The sequence below is a fragment of the Streptomyces sp. P5F9 genome (genome assembly GCF_057961495.1).
Map to the genome: position 1 here is coordinate 32,571 of NZ_JBXVPZ010000023.1, position 16,192 is coordinate 48,762.

At 69.4% G+C, this 16,192-nt stretch carries 11 protein-coding genes; 4 read left to right on the forward strand and 7 right to left on the reverse strand.

Annotated elements, in window-relative coordinates:
- Positions 1 to 100: 100 nt before the first annotated feature.
- From pulA to AC31A1_RS06965, 3 genes are all read left to right on the forward strand, one after another.
- The gene (gene pulA / locus AC31A1_RS06955; RefSeq protein WP_489652368.1) at positions 101 to 5,506 is read left to right on the forward strand and encodes a pullulanase-type alpha-1,6-glucosidase; all 5,406 of its coding nucleotides are present in this window, start codon (positions 101 to 103) and stop codon (positions 5,504 to 5,506) included.
- Between the two features lie 76 nt (positions 5,507 to 5,582).
- The gene (locus tag AC31A1_RS06960) at positions 5,583 to 7,202 is read left to right on the forward strand and encodes a SpoIIE family protein phosphatase (RefSeq protein WP_489652369.1); all 1,620 of its coding nucleotides are present in this window, start codon (positions 5,583 to 5,585) and stop codon (positions 7,200 to 7,202) included.
- Between the two features lie 53 nt (positions 7,203 to 7,255).
- Complete coding sequence (locus tag AC31A1_RS06965) at positions 7,256 to 7,612, forward strand: 5-carboxymethyl-2-hydroxymuconate Delta-isomerase (RefSeq protein ID WP_393756766.1); 357 nt, start codon at positions 7,256 to 7,258, stop codon at positions 7,610 to 7,612.
- Positions 7,613 to 7,734: 122 nt separating this feature from the next.
- Here AC31A1_RS06965 and AC31A1_RS06970 read toward each other — a convergent pair whose 3' ends face one another.
- From AC31A1_RS06970 to AC31A1_RS06990, 5 genes are all read right to left on the reverse strand, one after another.
- Entirely contained in the window at positions 7,735 to 8,424 is a 690-nt protein-coding gene (locus AC31A1_RS06970; protein WP_489652370.1) for a TetR/AcrR family transcriptional regulator, read from the reverse strand.
- 68 nt (positions 8,425 to 8,492) lie between these two features.
- A complete protein-coding gene (locus AC31A1_RS06975) occupies positions 8,493 to 9,524 on the reverse strand; it encodes a PDR/VanB family oxidoreductase (RefSeq protein ID WP_489652371.1) in 1,032 nt (343 codons plus the stop codon).
- The gene (locus AC31A1_RS06980) at positions 9,524 to 10,390 is read right to left on the reverse strand and encodes a metal-dependent hydrolase (protein WP_489652372.1); all 867 of its coding nucleotides are present in this window, start codon (positions 10,388 to 10,390) and stop codon (positions 9,524 to 9,526) included. The genes AC31A1_RS06975 and AC31A1_RS06980 overlap by 1 nt, the downstream gene beginning before the upstream one ends.
- A gap of 179 nt (positions 10,391 to 10,569) precedes the next feature.
- Positions 10,570 to 12,492: a hypothetical protein gene (locus AC31A1_RS06985; RefSeq protein ID WP_489652373.1), complete on the reverse strand. Its 1,923-nt coding sequence runs from the start codon at positions 12,490 to 12,492 to the stop codon at positions 10,570 to 10,572.
- A gap of 49 nt (positions 12,493 to 12,541) precedes the next feature.
- Complete coding sequence (locus AC31A1_RS06990) at positions 12,542 to 13,054, reverse strand: tetratricopeptide repeat protein (RefSeq protein WP_489652374.1); 513 nt, start codon at positions 13,052 to 13,054, stop codon at positions 12,542 to 12,544.
- Positions 13,055 to 13,196: 142 nt separating this feature from the next.
- Here AC31A1_RS06990 and AC31A1_RS06995 point away from each other — a divergent pair, with 142 nt between their 5' ends.
- A complete protein-coding gene (locus AC31A1_RS06995) occupies positions 13,197 to 13,598 on the forward strand; it encodes a hypothetical protein (RefSeq protein ID WP_489652375.1) in 402 nt (133 codons plus the stop codon).
- 88 nt (positions 13,599 to 13,686) lie between these two features.
- Here the strand turns inward: AC31A1_RS06995 and AC31A1_RS07000 are convergent, their stop codons facing one another.
- A complete protein-coding gene (locus AC31A1_RS07000; protein WP_489652376.1) occupies positions 13,687 to 15,261 on the reverse strand; it encodes a DUF1996 domain-containing protein in 1,575 nt (524 codons plus the stop codon).
- Between the two features lie 184 nt (positions 15,262 to 15,445).
- Positions 15,446 to 16,099: a response regulator gene (locus tag AC31A1_RS07005; RefSeq protein WP_318015915.1), complete on the reverse strand. Its 654-nt coding sequence runs from the start codon at positions 16,097 to 16,099 to the stop codon at positions 15,446 to 15,448.
- Between the last annotated feature and the right edge of the window lie 93 nt (positions 16,100 to 16,192).

Genomic DNA, 16,192 nt, shown 5'->3' on the forward strand with positions numbered 1-16,192 from the left:
TCTCCACCTTTCACGACTCTTGCTGCAACCCTTGCGTCGGCGATACGGTCTCGCCGGGGTCGGACCCGAACTGAGCCGTAATCGCAAGGAGTTCACGCCTGTGATACCGAGATGGCCGGCGCCCCGCACGCGCCGCACCGAGCGACGGAGAAGGGCCACGGGCGTCATCGTCGCCGCACTCCTCGCGGCGTTCGTCCAACCCCTCGCCGCCCACGCCGCAGCCCCGCCCGCACCCCCGTCGGACGCCAAGCTGGCCGCCACACCCGCCCGGCACGACGACACCCGCGAGCAGTTCTACTTCGTGATGCCCGACCGGTTCGCCAACGGCGACACCTCCAACGACCAAGGCTGGCTGACCGGTTCACGTCTCAGCACCGGCTACGACCCCACCGACAAGGGCTTCTACCAGGGCGGCGACCTCAAGGGCCTGACAAAGAAGCTCGACTACATCAAGGGCCTCGGCACCACCGCCATCTGGATGGCCCCGATCTTCAAGAACCAGCCGGTACAGGGCACGGGGAACGACGCCTCCGCCGGCTACCACGGTTACTGGATAACGGACTTCACCCAGGTCGACCCGCACTTCGGCACCAACAAGGACCTGGCGACCCTCATCTCCAAGGCGCACGCCAAGGGCATGAAGGTCTTCTTCGACGTCATCACCAACCACACCGCCGACGTCGTCGACTACGAGGGCAAGTCCTACGACTACCTCTCCAAGGGCGCGTTCCCGTACCTGACCAAGGACGGGCAGCCCTTCGACGACGCCGACTACGCGGACGGCACGAAGGCATTCCCCGCCGTCTCCACCTCCTCCTTCCCGAAGACCCCGACCGTCCCCGGCGGCAAGACGGACGCCAAGGTCCCGTCCTGGCTCAACGACCCGACGATGTACCACAACCGGGGTGACTCGACCTACGTCGGCGAGAACGCCACCTACGGCGACTTCTCCGGCCTCGACGACCTGTGGACGGAACGCCCCGAGGTCGTCAGCGGCATGGAGAAGATCTACGAGAAGTGGGTCCGCGACTTCGACGTCGACGGCTTCCGTATCGACACCGTCAAGCACGTCGACATGGACTTCTGGACCCAGTGGGCCACCGCGCTCGACACCTACGCGGCGCGGCACGGCCGTAGGAACTTCTTCATGTTCGGCGAGGTCTACTCCGCCGACACGTCGGTCACTTCGCCGTACGTCACCCAGGGCCGCCTGGACGCCACGCTCGACTTCCCCTTCCAGGACGCGGCCCGCGCCTACGCCTCCCAGGGCGGCAGCGCGCAGAAGCTCGCGAGTGTCTTCGGTGACGACTACAAGTACACGACCGACAAGGCGAACGCGTACGAGCAGGTCACCTTCCTCGGCAACCACGACATGGGCCGCATCGGCTACTTCCTCGGCCAGGACAACCCGAAGGCCACCGATGCCCAGCTCCTCGCCAAGGACAAGCTTGCCAACGAGCTGATGTTCCTCAGCCGCGGCAACCCCGTCGTCTACTACGGCGACGAACAGGGCTTCACCGGCTCCGGCGGCGACAAGGACGCCCGCCAGACGATGTTCGCGTCGAAGGTCGCCGACTATCTCGATGACGACGAGATCGGCACCGACCGTACGGCCGCGAGTGACTCGTACGACTCAACTGCCCCGTTCTACAAGCAGATTGCGGCACTTTCCAAGCTGCGCACGGACAACCCCGCCCTCACCGACGGCGTACAGACCGAGCGCTACGCTGCCGACGGCGCCGGTGTCTACGCCTTCACCCGCACCGCTAAGAAGGCCGAGTACGTCGTCGCCCTCAACAACGCCGACACGGCGAAGACGGTGACCTTCGCGACCGGTTCGCCGGACATGAAGTACCGGGGGATCTACGGCACTTCGGCCACCGCGACGAGCGGCGCCGACAACAAGGTCACCGTCACCGTCCCGGCCGGTGCCGCGATCGTCCTCAAGGCGGCCGGCGCTCTCGCCCGCCCGGTGAGCAACCCCACGGTCACCCTCAAGGCCCCGGACGCCGGAGCCACCGGCACCGTCGAGTTGAGCGCCGACGTCACCGGCGGTCAGCTCGACCGGGTCGTCTTCGCCGCCCAGACCGGCAACGGCAAGTGGCAGACGCTGGGCTCCGCCGACCACGCCCCGTACAAGGTCACGCAGGCCATCGGGAAGGACGTGCCGGCCGGAACCGCCCTCCGCTACAAGGCAGTTGTCGTCGACTCGACCGGCCGCACGGCGAGCGCGACGGCCGTCTCCACCACCGGCACCCCGCCCGCCGAAGAGATCCCCACCGCCTCCTCGCGCGACTACGCGATCGTCCACTACAAGCGCACCGACGGCGACTACGACAACTGGGGCCTCTACGCCTGGGGCGACCTCGCCGACGGCGAGGCGACGACCTGGCCGGCCAGTCACCCCTTCGTCGGCCGGGACGCCTACGGTGCCTTCGCGTACGTCAAGTTGAAGCCCGGCGCGACGAACGTCAGCTTCCTGGTGATCGACAAGGACGGCAGCAAGGACGTCTCCGCGGACCGTTCGATCGACGTCACGCGGACCGGCGAGGTGTGGATCGAGCAGGGCAAGGAGGCCGTACAGACACAGCGGCCCGACTACCCGGCGCAGGACACCACCAAGGCCGTCATCCACTACCACCGCGCCGACGGCGACTACACCGGCTGGGGTCTGCACGTCTGGACGGGTGCCGCGAGCCCCACGGACTGGTCGAGCCCGCTGCAGCCGGTGAAGACCGACGCGTATGGCGCTGTCTTCGAGGTACCGCTGAACTCCGGTGCCACCAGCCTCAGTTACATCATCCACAAGGGTGACGAGAAGGACCTCTCGGCCGACCAGTCGCTGGACCTCAAGACCAACGGCAACGAGGTCTGGCTCTTGAACGGCCAGGAGAAGTACCTCCTGCCGCAGCCCGCCGGGAGCGCGGCCGCCCTCGACCTGACCACCTCCAAGGCGGTCTGGATCGACCGGGACACGATCGCCTGGAACGGCTCGGACGCGGCCGCCTCCACCCAACTCGTGTACTCCCACGACGGTTCGATCGCCGTGAAGGACGGCACGCTCACGAGCGACGACGAGCGGTGGCTCCGGCTGTCCAAGACCACGCTCACCGACGCCCAGAAGGCCAAGTTCCCCTACCTGAAGGACTATTCGGCCTGGTCCGTCGATCCGCGTGATCGGGGCCGCGTACGAGAGGCATTGCGAGGTCAACTCGTCGCCTCCCAACGGGCCGTGAACGGTGCGGTGTTGGCGGCCACTGGCGTGCAGATCGCCGGAGTGCTCGACGACCTGTACGGCGCCGCGACCAAGGCCGACCTCGGCCCGGCCTTCCACAACGGCCGTCCCACGCTGGCCGTTTGGGCGCCGACCGCGCAGTCCGTCCAGCTCGAACTCGACGGCTCGCTGAAGAAGATGAGCCGTGACGCCGGCACCGGCGTCTGGTCCGTCACCGGTCCCGCCTCCTGGAAGAACAAGCCGTACCGGTACGTCGTGAAGGTGTGGGCACCGACCGTCCAGAAGGTCGTCACCAACGAGGTCACCGACCCCTACTCGGTCGCCCTCACCACCGACTCGAAGCGCAGCCTCGTCGTCGACCTCGCCGACAAGTCCCTTGCCCCGAGCGGCTGGTCGACCCTGAAGAAGCCGAAGGCGGTGGCGCTGAAGGACGCGGAGATCCAGGAGCTGCACATCCGCGACTTCTCCGTCGCGGACAAGACGGTTCCCGCGAAGGACCAGGGGACCTACCTCGCCTTCACGGACAAGAACAGCGACGGCTCGAAGCATCTGCGGGAGCTGGCCGAGTCCGGGACGTCGTACGTGCATCTGCTGCCCGCCTTCGACATCGCCACCATCCCCGAGAAGAAGTCCGAGCAGGCGGCCACCGACTGCGATCTCGCCTCCTACGCCGCCGACTCGGAGCAGCAGCAGGCGTGCGTGGCGGCCGTCGCCGCGAAGGACGCCTACAACTGGGGCTACGACCCGTACCACTTCACGGTTCCCGAGGGTTCGTACGCGACCGACCCGGACGGCACCGGTCGTACCGTCGAGTTCCGCGAGATGGTCAAGTCGCTGAACGAGGACGGGCTCCGGGTCGTCATGGACGTGGTCTACAACCACACGGCGGCCAGCGGGCAGGCGGACACCTCGGTGCTGGACAAGATCGTGCCGGGTTACTACCAGCGGCTGTTGGCCGACGGCAGCGTGGCGAACTCCACCTGCTGTGCCAACACGGCCACCGAGAACGCCATGATGGGCAAGCTCGTCGTCGACTCGGTGGTCACCTGGGCCAAGGAGTACAAGGTCGACGGCTTCCGCTTCGACCTCATGGGGCACCAGCCGAAGGCCAACATCCTCGCCGTGCGCAAGGCGTTGGACGCGCTCACCCTCGCCAAGGACGGCGTCGACGGCAAGAAGATCATCATGTACGGCGAGGGCTGGAACTTCGGCGAGGTCGCCGACGACGCCCGTTTCGTGCAGGCCACGCAGAAGAACATGGCCGGCACGGGCATCGCGACCTTCTCCGACCGGGCCCGTGACGCCGTACGCGGCGGCAGCCCCTTCGACGACGACCCGGGGGTGCAGGGCTTCGCCTCCGGGCTCTACACCGACCCCAACTCCTCTACGGCAAACGGCACTTCGGCCGAGCAGAAGGCCCGCCTCCTGCACTACCAGGACCTCATCAAGGTCGGCTTGAGCGGCAACCTCGCCAAGTACCGTTTCACCGACACGGACGGCAAGGAGGTCACCGGCGCCGAGGTCGACTACAACGGCACGGCCGCCGGATACGCGGACGCGCCCGGCGACGCCCTCGCCTATGTCGACGCGCACGACAACGAGTCGCTGTTCGACGCGCTGACGTACAAGCTGCCCGCCACGACGAGCGCCACCGACCGGGCCCGGATGCAGGTCCTCGCGATGGCCACGGCGACCCTCTCGCAGGGGCCGTCCCTGTCCCAGGCCGGTACCGACCTGCTGCGCTCCAAGTCCCTGGACCGCAACTCGTTCGACAGCGGTGACTGGTTCAACGCGATCCACTGGAACTGCGCTGACGGCAACGGCTTCGGGCGGGGCCTGCCGATGGCGGCCGACAACGCGTCCAAGTGGCCGTACGCGAAAGGCCTGTTGACGTCGGTGAAGGTGGGCTGCGGGCAGATCGACGGGGCCTCGGCCGCGTACCAGGGTCTGCTGAAGATCCGTACGACCGAGCCCGTGTTCTCGCTCGGCTCGGCCGGACAGGTGCAGGCGAAGCTGGCCTTCCCGCTGTCCGGGAAGGACGAGACACCCGGGGTGATCACCATGGAACTCGGTGATCTCGTCGTGGTGTTCAACGCGACGCCGAGCGAACAGGACCAGCGGGTCGGGGAGTTGGCCGGTACCGGTTACCGGCTGCACCCGGTGCAGGCGGCGGGTGCCGACACCACCGTGAAGTCGGCCACGTACGCGAAGGGTTCGGGCACCTTCGCCGTTCCGGGGCGCACTGTGGCGGTATTCACCCGGACACCCTGAAAGCGCATTACCGTAGTGGGGCAGGCTGTGGACACCGGCCTGCCCCACCGGTGTGTCAAAGGGCCAGGTCTGAGAAATGGACGTCAACGGCAAACTGACGCACGCGACCGTACTGGTCGTGGACGATGAGCCGGCGAGCCGGTTCGCGGTCGAAAGTGTGCTGAGCCGCGCGGGGCATCGGGTCCTCGCGGTCGGCAGCGGTGCCGAGGCGCTCGACGAACTCGATGTGCGGCTGCGCAAGGGGAACCTGCCCGACGTAGCCCTGATCGACGTGAACCTGCCGGACATGAGCGGGTTCGAACTGTGCCGGCTGCTCAAGGAGCGGCCGCGCATGGCGGGCCTGCCGGTCGTGCACGTCTCGGCCCTCGCCGCGCCCCCGAGCGACCGCTGCCAGGCGCTCGACGCGGGCGACGAGGCCTTTCTGACGGTGCCCGCGGAGCCCGAGGAGATCGAGGCGGCGGTCCGGTCCGCGGTCCGCGCCGCCCGGCTGCGCGCGGACGACCAGGCGCTCGTACGGCGGCTGACGCTGCTGTCGGAGATGATCGTCACCATCCAGGCGGCGCGCTCCCTCCAGGAACTCGTCGACGTCGCCGCCGACGGCACCGCGCGGCTCACCGGCACCCCCGCCGCCGTGTTCGTCCTCGACCGGGACGACCAGCTGTACCGCGGCCTGCCCCGGGAGCGCACCGCGGTGGCGCTGCCGGGCGAGGACGCCGACCGGACCGTGGCCCGGCTGCTGCGGCGGCTCTCCCAGGGGCAGTCCGGGGTGCAGATCACCACCGTGCCCGCGCCGCTGTGGCCCACCGGGTTCTTCCGGCCCGGCGTGGAACACGACGCCCGCCTCGCGCTGGTCCTCACCCAGGAGGGCCGGGCCCCGGTCTGCCTCGCCGCCCCCACCCGCGGCCTGCGCCGGGTGGGCCCCGAGGCCGGCGCCCTGCTGGCCCAGCTCGCCCAGGCCACCGCGCTCGCCGCCGAACCGCTCCTCATGTACCAGGTCGAGCGGCATGTCGCCCTCACGCTCCAGCGCAGTTTCCTGCCCACGCCGGACAGGCTGCCCGAGATCCCGGGCGTCGACGCGGTCGTACGGTATGTGCCCGCGTCCCAGGACACCGAGATCGGCGGCGACTTCTACGCCGTCCTCAAGGTCACCGGGGGAGTGCTGTTCGCCGTCGGCGACGTCGTCGGGCACTCGCTGGAGGCGGCCACCGTCATGGTGGAGATACGGCACGCCCTGCGCGCGTACTGCGTCGACGAGAGCGACCCGAGCGTCCTCGCCGAGCGGCTGGACCGGATGCTCCAGCACTACCACCCGGAGACCACGGTCACCGTCTGCCTGGCCCTCGTCGACCCGGACACCGGGCGCACCCTCATCGCCAACGCGGGCCACATCCCGCCGCTGATCGTCCGGGACAACGGCAGCGCGGACTATGCCAAGGCGGCCGGCCCGCTGCTCGGCGTGGGCCTGTCCCATCCGCCGCCCACGGAACTGTTCCTCGAACCCACCGACCGGCTCCTCATGATCACCGACGGCCTCATCGAGACCCGGGGCACGGACATCTCCGTGTCGATGGAACACCTCCGCGCGGCCGCCTCCGGCGCGCTGCCGGGTCTGGACGCCCTGTGCGACACCCTGCTCGACTGCTTCGGTGTCGACCGGGACGACGACATCGCGATGCTGGCGCTACGGCTGGGGTGAGCCCGTGGGGAGCTAGGGTGAGCCCGTTGTTGGCTGAGAAACAGGAGCGCCTGATGCCGCAGATCACCGTCGACCACTCCCACACGATCTCCTTCGACCAGGACGGTTTCGCCCGTGCGCTGCACGAGGCGGTCGTCGAGATCGCGGCCGCGAAGCCGGAGGCCTGCAAGACCCAGTTCCGCCCGAGCGAGTACACGGCCTTCGGGTACGAGGGTCTCGACGAGCTGGGACACACCGTCGTCCACGTCACCCTCGGCCTGCTCGCCGGCCGCACCGAGGAGACCAAGGCGAAGCTGACCGAGAAGGTCCTGGACCTCCTCCGCGAGTACATCGACGAGGACGGCTCCGTCCTGCACGCCTCGGCCGAGGTGCGCGAACTGGACGCTTCCTACCGGAAGTTCGAGCGCTAGGGCTTGTCCGGCGGATCAGGTCGCAGGAGACCGACGGTATCTGATCAGTGCCGGTGTGCGTGCCAGGCCCCGCGTCTGCGGCATGCTCCGCCGGACAGGTCCTAGGGCTTGTTGTACGGCTGCTAGGACGCCAGCGCGGCGAGTCGGACGACGAGGTCGGTGAACGGCCCGTCGCCCGGCTCGTTGCGGAGGGACTCGCGCAGCAGCGCGGCCAGTTCGTCGTCGTACGCCGCGCTCACCGCCGCCAACGCCCCGAAGTCGTGCACGAGTTGGCGTTCCAGATCGGCGCGCGGGATGCGACGGCCGTCCAGCCAGATCAGGGCCGTCGACTCGACCAGCGAGATCCAGGAGCGGATCATCAACTCCAGCCGGGCGGGCGGCTGTTCGACCTTCATGTGGGACAGGATCTGGAGATAGGCGGCCTGCCGCACCCCGTCGACCAGCGCGTTGGTGGTGGACGAGCCGACCGCCGGACCGCCGCGCATCAGGGCCGCGAAACCGGGCCCGTGGTCGTCGACGAAGTCGAAGAACCGGCCCATCACCCGCAGCAGCCGTCCCCCCAGCGAGCCCTCCCGGGCGACCACGAACCGCCCGGCGAGATCGTCCGAGGCGCGCTGCAACGCGGCCTCGTACAGGCTGAGTTTGCCGGGAAAGTAGTGGTAGACCAGCGGCCGGGAAATGCCCGCGGCCGCGGCTATCTCGTCGATGGAGACCTCGTCGGGCGAGCGATGGCTGAACAGGTCGAGAGCGACGCCGATCAACTGCTGTCGCCGTTCCTCGACTCCCATCCTGCGGCGAACCCCGGTAGTCATGCGAACACCTTACCGATCCGTTCCGGCCCCGAACGGACCGGACCGACAGGGTTGTTCACATCACCTCATCACAAATCCAGCACCAGACGCTCACTTCGGGCCCGTGACACGCAGATCAACATCGAGTCGGCCCGCTCGGCGTCGGTCAGCAACTCGTCCCGATGCTCCACTTCCCCTTCCAGCACCCGTTGTTGGCAGGTCCCGCAGAATCCCTGTTCGCAGGAGTAGAGGGTGCTCGGCAGCTCCGCGCGGACGGCCGCGAGCACGGTGGAGTCGGCGGGCACGGTCAACGTCCGCCCGCTGCGCCGGAGTTCGACCTCGAAGGCGGCGTTCCCGCCCAACGGTGCCTGGGGCGCGAAGCGTTCGAGGCGCACATCCGGAAACCGTTCCTCCACGGTCGCCATCAACCCCTCGGGCCCGCAGCAGTAGACGGCGGCACCCTCGGGCAACTCCGACAGCAGCGCGTCGAGTTCGGGCCGCCGCCCGCTCACCACGGTGACCCGGTCCGCTGCGAACGCCGCCAACTCGTCGAGGAACGGCATCGACTCCCGTGACCGACCGGCATACAGGAGACGCCAGTCGGTGCCTTCCGGCAGCGCCCGCAGCATCGGCAGCACCGGGGTGATCCCGATCCCGCCGACGACGAAGACGTACCCGGGCGCCTCGACGAGCGGGAAGCGATTGCGCGGCCCCCGCACCTCCAACTCCGCGCCCACCCGCACCTGTTCGTGCACCTCGCGCGACCCGCCCCGCCCGTCCTCGACCAGCCGGGTCGCGACCGTGTAGGACGAGGTGTCCGCCGGGTCCCCGCACAGCGAGTACTGCCGCACCAGCCCCGAGGGCAGCACCAGGTCGATGTGTGCCCCGGGCTCCCAGCGCGGCAAGTCCCTTCCCTCCAGGCGCAGTTGTACGACACCCTCGGCCACCGTCTCCCGCGCGGCGACCGTCAGCCTCAGCGCCCGTGTGCGCGGCCGGCCGGAGATCGGCGGGTCCAGTGCGGGCAGCGGCCACAGGGGCGAGGCCCGCACCCGGCGCCGTAGCGCACGGCGGGTCAGGAGCGCGGCGCCGGCCAGGACGGCGACGGTGAGGGGCTTCGGCACTACTCCGCCCTCTTCTCGGCGGCCACCGCGGCGGGCGAGGACGCGAGGTAGGCGACGGCCTGCTCGGTGCTGCCCTCCTGCGAGGGGTGGTAGGCGCGGCTCAGGTAGCGGGGTATGGACCTGAGCATGTCCCCGGTGGCGGGCAGGGTGCCGCGCTTCCCGGCGACGTAGAAATCCTTGAAGCTCGCGTGGGCGTCCACGAGGGTCGGGTCGTTCGCCATGAAGAAGCGGGACCCGCGCTGCCACAGGAACACCAGGGCGGCGAACGCGGTCGCCCAGGTCCGGGCGCGTCGCCGGTAGCTACCGTCGACGTGGGTGAAGAGGTCGAAGGCGACGGACCGGTGCTCGACCTCCTCGGCGCCGTGCCAGCGCAGCAGGTCCAGCATGGTCGGATCGGCGCCGCGCCGGTCCAACTCCTCGGCGTTCAGCACCCAGTTGCCGAGGAACGCGGTGTAGTGCTCGATCGCCGCGATGATCGCGACCCGCTCCAGCAGCCACCACCTCCGGGCCTTGCCCGGCGGCAGCGTGCGGTCGCCGAGCAGCTTCTCGAAGAACCAGTCGACCTGCGCGGTGTACGGCGTCGGGTCGAGCCCCAACTCCTTGAGGTGCGGGAGGACTTCGTCATGCGCCTGGGAGTGCATCGCCTCCTGGCCGATGAACCCGATGACGTCCGCGCGGAGTTGTTCGTCCCGGATCAGGGGCAGCACCTGCTTGTAGACGTGCACGAACCACCGCTCACCGGCGGGCAGCAGCAGATGCAGCACGTTGATCGTGTGCGTGGTGAACGGATCGCCGGGCACCCAGTGCAGCGGGGTGCCCTCCCAGGAGAAGGACACCTTTCGGGCCTTGAGCGGCGTGTTAGACATGGCGTCAATGTACTGACGGGTAAGTCCGCGGGGAAGCCTTGTGCGGAGACTTGTTGACGCGAATGTCAGCGAGCTGGCGATCGAGTGCCGGCTGAGGTCAGCACCCTAGGGGCGCGGGGAACTGCGCGCCCAGCCACAACGGACCCGCAGACGACGACGCACCTGCCCCCGCGGAGCGCTTAGCGCAGGCCAGCGATCGTCGTGCCGTCGTCCAGAGTCCCCTTCAACTCGGCCTGAACCCCCTGCTTGGTCTTCACAGCGAGCAGTGCACCCCGAGCCGAGCCATTGACCCCACCCGTCGCACTCACCGCCTCCGTGCCCTTACTTCCCGCCGCCAGCAGGAACCAGTGCCCCGCCGCCGACTTCCACAGCACCCCGGCCAGCACATGAGGGTCACGCGCCCCGCACGCCGGCACCCCCTGCGCCTTCGCGGCGACCGCGCCGTACGTCCCGCCCGGTGTACGGAACTGGGCCAGCACCCGCTCGCCGCCGCCCTGCCAGGTCTCGGCCCGGGTGCACACCCAGTCCGCCGCGCCGCTCGCGTCGGGCAGCGGCTGCTGGGCGAACTGCCAGGCGTTCACGGTCCGTACGCCGAGCGAGCGCATCGCGCCGAGGGAGCAGGCGAAGGGTGCCCAGGCGTGCTGGGCCGCCGCGCCGGACACCTCGTGGACCGAGCCGGGGCGGCCGGCGGTGAGGTGCGCCGGGACCAGTTCGCCGAGGTCGCTCATCAGGCGGGTGGTGCCGGTGTCGTCGGTCAGCTGGAGCACGTTCCACGACGTGCACGCGCCGGTCGCCTGCGCGGGGCTGGCCAGCGGCGAGGTGATCCCGTCGGTGACGGTCATGGGCAGCGCGCCGGCGTTCGGCTTCTGCAGGTCGCGCTCGGCCGCCTTCTTCACCCAAGGCGCCGTCAGATAGCGGACGTTGCCGTCGGCGCGGTCCAGGACCACCGCGTCCGCCTCGGACCCGGTCGCGCCGTCGACCCGCGCGAAGTCCAGCGCCGCCCCCTTGGTGCCGTCCTTCGGTTCGGCGTAACGGGCGATGCGCAGACCGTCGTAGAGGATCACCACGCGCGCGTTGTCGACGGTGCCGGCGTAGAGGAGCTGGGGCGGGCCCGCCGGGCCGCCGGAGGGGGTGCCGGGGGTGGCCGAGACCTGGACGGACTCGCCGGGGCGGGCCCAGACGGCGAGGGCGCGGCGCAGCAGCGCGGTGTCCTCGGTGAGGTCGCCGCGGGCGGGCCAGACGGAGAAGTCCTCGCGTGCGGAGGACTGCCACGCGGTGGGCGCGATCCTGATCAACTTGCCTGGATCCAGGGCGGCTTGGGACGCCGGGTTCTGCGCGTACGCGGGTGCGGCGGCGCCGTCCGGGCCCCAGCCGCCGCCGGGCATGGCGAGCAGCGCGCCGCACACGGCGACGGCCGCCGCGGCGGCGAGCGCGGCCTTGCCGTGCTGGCGGCGGCGCATCAGGTCGGTGGGCCGCGCGTGCAGCGAACAGGGGTCGAACTCAGGGGAGTTGAGGAGTTCGTACTGCGCGGGCGTCTCGTCCGCCTCGCTCAGCGCCGCGTCCACGTCGTCGACTCCGGCCGCCGCGAGCACCCTGCGTACGTCGCCGTCGGGCAGCTTCTCCAGGCCGCGCAGCACGTACACCGCGCGGGCCGGGCCGGACAGCGCCGACAGCCGCTGGTCCAGGGCGAGTTCGTCGGCGCCGCCCGAGCGCGGGAAGAGCCGTAGACCCCGCACCTGGGGGAGCAGCGGCGGGAGCTGGGACCGCTTGGGCCACGCGCGGAACGACAGCGGGAGGCCCGCCTCCAGTGCCGTACGGACGACCTGGAGGCGGACGAAGGCGTAGCCGGGGTCGCCGTCGCGGCCGGTCGACTGGGCCGGGATCACGGACGCGGACGCGCGGCGTCTGGGCAGGGCGCGCTGGGTGAGGGCGTGCGCGGTCAGGACGCGCCGGTTGCGGCCGAGGCTCGGGGGGAGCACCAGATAGGCGAGCCGGACGAGCCGTGGATAGTGCTCGACGAGCGCGGCCTCGGCCTGTTCGACATCGACGACCGGGTCGGTGGGTGAAGCTGCGGGGCGCTTGGCGACATCCTGTGACTGCACGTTCAGCAAAACGAGCGAATGGTGAGTTGGTCACCGCCGCCCGGGCGACTCAGGCCTCGGGCTCCACCAGGGCCCGCGCGTAGTTCGCCATCGACCGCTGGTAGCGCGGGAGATGGGGCGCGAGGGCGCCCAGCGCGAGGGACAGGCCCTCGCGGTCGCGGCCCAGGCTGGACAGGCACAGGGCGAGGCACGCGCGGACCGCGTCGTCCAACTCGTCCGAGGGGCCGTCGAGTTCGGGGGTGAGCAGCTTGACGCCCTCCTCCGCCTGCCCGATGTTCCGCAGGGAGCTGGAGAGTTGGATCTTCGCCCGGCGCCCCTTGTAGCCGTCCAGCCCGCGCGCGAGCGCCTCCCGGTACAGCGGAGCGGCCTTGTCGGAATGTCCGGTGGAGTCCCAGGCGCAGGCCTGTTCGAACGGCCGTAGCGGACTGCCGTCCGGCAGCTCGGCGACGAGCGCGTCGATCAGGGCACGGAACTCGGCCGCCCTCTCCTCGGGATAGTCGTCGAAGGTCGCCCAGGCGGCGGTCACACGCTCTTCCCAGCCCTGATCCACATCTCGGTCCATGGGCGTCACCTTCGCACACGCGTCCAGCCGATGACCATGGATTTGAGCGCGGGGCCCCTCCGGGACGTATCGGATGGGACGGCCCCTCGCCGGGGTTCGCCGCGGCATGCTTTTGTTGACCGGACGACCGGAGGAACGACAGATGAGGCTGACCCGACCGATGCTCGCGATGGCCGGCGCCGCGGCGGCGCTGGCGCTGGTGGGCTGCGGCGCCGACACCAAGGCCGCGACCGTGCCGACGGAGGCCACCGGCAGCCTGGAGAGCCTGGCCGCCAAGGTGAAGTGCACGCCCGACATCCAGACCGACGCCGACGAACTCCGCCAGGCCATCTGCAAGATGAGCTACGGCAAGTTCGTCCTCGCGACCTTCGCCACCGACCGCGGCCAGCGCGAGTGGATCAACGACGCGAAGGACTACGGCGGTTTCTACCTCGTCGGCCGCAAGTGGGTCGCCGTGGGCACCGACACGATCGTCAAGAAGCTCCAACTGACGCTCGGCGGCGACGAGGAGATCGGCACCGACCACTCGAAGCACACCAGCTGAACTCCCGTACGGACAAACGAAAGCGGGCGGTGGGAGAATCCCACCGCCCGCTTTCGTGCTACCGGGTCCTACCGGTCGCTACTCGCGCTCACTGGCACTTCTGGCCGGAGTTCACGCAGTTGGCGATCTTCGCCGCCAGGTTGTTCTTGGTGACGCTGATGAAGTCGTCGTGGTCGGTCGACGCCTTGTGCAGCTGCTCCGGGAATCCGTCCACCGCGTAGGCGTTCTTCACGGTGCCGTCCGCCTGGAGGGTGGGGGGCGTGATCTTGTAGACCAGGCGCATCGTCAGCTGCGGGATGGCCTTGAAGCCGTTCCCGCAGACACCGCTCGCCGGGTCCGCGAAGGCCACGTGCGTACGGTGGTTGGCGCTGTCGATGTTCACGCCGTCCCAGCAGCTCTGGAACGCGAAGGTGCGGACCACGTTGCTGCCCTGCGGGCAGATCGGGTACTGCTCCGTCAGCTGGACCTTGTTCTCGAAGCCGGTGCAGCTCCAGTGCGCGTTGGCGTTCGCCAGACCGTTGGTGAGGGTCTTGGCGTCACCGGTGATGATGCGCAGGAACTGCGGCATCGCGACGACCTTGCTGGCCGGCGAACCGACGTACTTGATCTGCGCCGACTGCGGGGTCAGGATCTTGCCGACGTTGCCTTCCTTGCCACCGCCGTCCGCGTTCGCGTCGAACTCCTGCGAGCCGTCCTGCACACGCACGACCGGCCAGTAGTACGCCGAGAGGTCACTCTGGTTCTGGCAGCTGGAGGGGGCGGCCAGCAGCGAGTCGTTCGTGGAGAACGCGTTGACCTTCTGGTTGCCGACGTAGTCGTGCTCGTGGTGCGCGCCGTTGGTCACGCCGGGCGCCACGATGACGTTGTCGGTGTTGTGGTTCTTGTTGGCGTTGACGCCGCACCTGGTGGTGAACGAACCGGTCGAAGCCTGGCCGCTTTTCTGCGGCTTCGCCTGGACGTTGTTCGCGACCTTCGTGATGTCCACGAAGTCCGCGGCCGTCGGGCCGTTGCCGGCCTGACCACCATTGTTGGCGGCGGGCGCGGAGGCACTGGCGCTCGCACTCGGCGCGGCGGTGTTGCCGTTGTTCTGGCCACCGTTGTTCTGACCGCCGTTGTTGTTCTGGCCGCCGTTGTTGTTCTGGCCACCGTTGTTGTTCTGACCCCCCGCGGTGGTCGTGTTGGTGGCGTTCTGCGTCGTGCAGGCGGCGAGCTGCGCCAGCGCGGTGGCGTTGACGGTGCCGCCCACTCGCTGGATGTCGATGCGAATGCGGTCGATCGTCGCGGCCCGCTTCTCCTTGAGGGGGCCGACGATCGCGTTCTGCACGAAGCTCGCGTCATTCGTCTGGGCCTGACGCGTCGAGGCGAGCCGGGCGTAGGCCTCGGTGATCTGCTTGTCGAGGTTCGCCAGCTCGGTGGCGACCCCCTGACGAGCTTTCTGAGGCACGTTCGTCAGCTGCTGGCCGACGTCCGGGCAGGCGATCGTCGCGACCTGCGCCGCGGCGTTGGCGGCCTTGGTCTGGTTCTGCCCCGATGAGTTGGACTCGTGCGCCGAAGCGTTCATCTGTGCCCAGAGCAGCCCGCCCCCACCGAGCGCTAGGGCAGCCGATGCGGCAATGGCCTTGGTGGCCAGCGGCGTACGGCGTTTACGATCATTGCGTCCCATGGAACTCCTCTGAACTTCCTTGCGGGGCAGCGAGGCGCCCGACAGGAGTGAAGCGGCGCCCTTTGATACGCAGGGAGTCCCAGGAGTGTTCAGCCGTCTCAGAAACTGATGAGAGATTCTTGGGTAAGTCCCCTCCCAACTGCCCTTTAAACACCAGCAGTTGTGATCGACTCACAGGTAGTGCTCAGCGTCCCTGGTCCAAATAGGCCAATACCGCCAGCACGCGTCGATTGTCATCGTCCGAGACTTCCAGTCCCAGTTTGGCGAAAATATTGGACGTGTGCTTCCCGATCGCCCGTTCCGTGACGACGAGTTGCCCCGCGATCGCCGCGTTCGACCGCCCCTGCGCCATCAGTTCCAGCACCTCGACCTCCCGCGGCGTCAACCGCCCCAGCGGCCGGTCGTCGGCGGCCCGCCGCGCCAGCAACTGCTGGATGACCTGCGGATCCATCACCGTCCCACCCCCTGCCACCCTCCGCACGGCATCCACGAACTGCTCGGCGTCGAACACCCGGTCCTTCAGCAGATAGCCCACCCCTCCGGTCCCGTCGGCGAGCAACTCCCGCGCGTACAACTGCTCCACGTGCTGCGACAGCACGAGCACCGGCAGCCCCGGCCGCTCCCGTCGCGCCCGCAACGCGCACTGCAGCCCCTCGTCGGTGTGCGTGGGCGGCAGCCGTACGTCGACCACGGCGACGTCGGGCGCCGACTCGGCCAGCGCCTTGGTGAGTTCGGGCCCGCTCTCCACCGCCGCGACGATCTCGAAGTCGTAGGCCTCCAACAGCCGCACCAGCCCGTCCCGCAGCAGGAACAGGTCTTCGGCTAGGACAACACGCACGGAATCTCCATGGTCACCATGGTGGGACCGCCCGCGGGACTGCTGACGGCCAGGACGCCGTCGAATGTACCCAGCCGCCGCTCGACCCCGGAG